The organism is Exiguobacterium sp. s50 (genome assembly GCF_018618175.1).
GTDB lineage: Bacteria > Bacillota > Bacilli > Exiguobacteriales > Exiguobacteriaceae > Exiguobacterium > Exiguobacterium chiriqhucha.
Genome location: NZ_JACSLP010000024.1, coordinates 1 through 1,833 on the forward strand (window position 1 = coordinate 1; position 1,833 = coordinate 1,833).

At 61.2% G+C, this 1,833-nt stretch carries 1 protein-coding gene; it reads right to left on the reverse strand.

Annotated elements, in window-relative coordinates:
* Positions 1 to 97: 97 nt before the first annotated feature.
* Positions 98 to 1,564 carry an IS1182 family transposase gene (locus KNP68_RS15005; RefSeq protein ID WP_214800080.1) on the reverse strand — a complete coding sequence of 489 codons (1,467 nt, stop codon included), beginning with the start codon at positions 1,562 to 1,564 and terminating at the stop codon, positions 98 to 100.
* Between the last annotated feature and the right edge of the window lie 269 nt (positions 1,565 to 1,833).

Sequence of the window (1,833 nt, forward strand, 5' to 3'; positions counted from 1 at the left end):
GAGGGCACTGAAAAACCTCCGCTCTATCCGAGCGTGAACTGAAAAAAGGTGGATTGGACCGACTCACGTCGGGACAATCCACCTTTTTTCCTTGCCCTCATCCTATTCTTTCTTTTTGAAGGGCGATGATCCGCTTCAGGTTGACCGCGACGATCGCCATCACGCTCTGTAACGTCATGCCTTTCAGGTCTGACGACTTGTTGCGCGCCAGACCTTGCGGGTTCTTCAGTTGGCTGTTCTTCGCCTCGATCGCGAAGCGCTTCCGGCGATGGTCCTTGAAGTCGTCGGTCTGCTCGTATTCGAGCTGGTCGCTGTGCTCCCGTGATTTTAATGACACACTGTAGGACTTCGACTTGGCCCCGTCCTTGTAGCAGCCTTCTCGCAAGGGGCACTGCTTGCACAGCTCGATGTTGAAGAAATGGCTCTCCACTTGGTTCTTCCCGACGTTCTTTCGCCCGCCCCGGACCTTGCGGACGGCCATGTGCCCGGCTGGGCAGACGTAACGTTCGGCATCCTTGTTGTAGGTGAAGCCTTCGACACGGTTCGGTGCCGGCGAATAGACCTGCGGGTTCAACGGCGCGACGAGCTTGCATCCTTGCGAGGCGGCATAGATCAGGTTGTCCCGGCTTGAATAGGCCCCGTCGCCCACGATGTGGTCGAACGCGGCCCCCGCGCGATGGCTCTTCTCGACGAGTCTGGCCAGCTGGTGCCCGTCCGGCGCCTCGCCGGATGTGACGACGACGGCGGTGATGATGCCCTCCTCCGTCATCGCGAGATGGTGTTTGTAACCGAAGAAGGACGAGTCGGCGCTCTTGTGCCCGGTGCGGGCATCGGGATCCCTAGAGACCTGAAGCTCGACATGGGCATCCTCCGCGAACTCGCGGACACGGTTCACCCGGTCACGGATGTGTTCCCGGACCATCAGTTCCGGCATCTCGGACTCGACGGTCTCGGCGACGGCGAGCGCGTACATGAGGAGCTGGTCGATATCTGACTCGTCCACTTTCTCCGGGAAGCGGCCCTTCGCGTGTTCGTTTTCCTTGTAGCACGAATGGCGGAGTCCCTTCGCCTCCTCGATGATCGCCTGTCCGATCGGTTTTTGCCCGTACCGGGCCCGGGAATGGGTCGCGTCGACGATCAACGTCCGTGCCTTGAGCAGTCCCATCTCCTTCGCGACCTGGACCGTGTGCCCGAGCAGCTCGTCGAGCAGCCCGTCGTCACCCATGCGCTGACGGCGGAACTTCGTGAGCGAGGAAGGGTTGATGACGTCATCCTCCGGCGCCAGGTCCAGGAAATATTTGTAGGCGAGGTCGGTCTTCGCCCGTCTGACGAGGTCGACGTCGGACAGGTTCGAATGCGCCTTCAGGAACAGGTATTTGAACATCCGGACAGGATGGACGGCCATCCGACCGTTGTCGTGGCAATACGTGTCCTCGAGCAGCTCGGTGATGAAATCGAACGGGACGAGGTCATGGATGAGCCGCAGCTCGTCATCGGCCGGGATCAACAGGTCATAGAGGGCCGCATACGGGCTCGGCGGCATGTTCGGCAGGTCTGGCATCATCGGGATCGCCTCCAGGTTGGTTGGTTACAGCCAGTATAGTCCGGAATGGCGGGCGCGTACAGCGCCGCCCGGGGGCACGCCGACTCCCGGGGGATCAGCGGGCGAGGCGAGACCCAGCAGCGACGACGTCGCGATGCGGCTCGCTGCCCGCCCCCAGGAAAGCGGCGTGCCGGACAGGGCGGCTGAAGGGCGATGAAAACAGAGGAGCGTCATCCCTCCCGGGACGACGCTCCTCTGTTCAAAATCATTTGAAGTTTTTCAGTGCCCTC

Bases quoted from the DNA above. Each gene is read 5' to 3' on its own strand.
- KNP68_RS15005 (WP_214800080.1), bottom strand. From the start codon at position 1,564: ATGATGCCAGACCTGCCGAACATGCCGCCGAGCCCGTATGCGGCCCTC.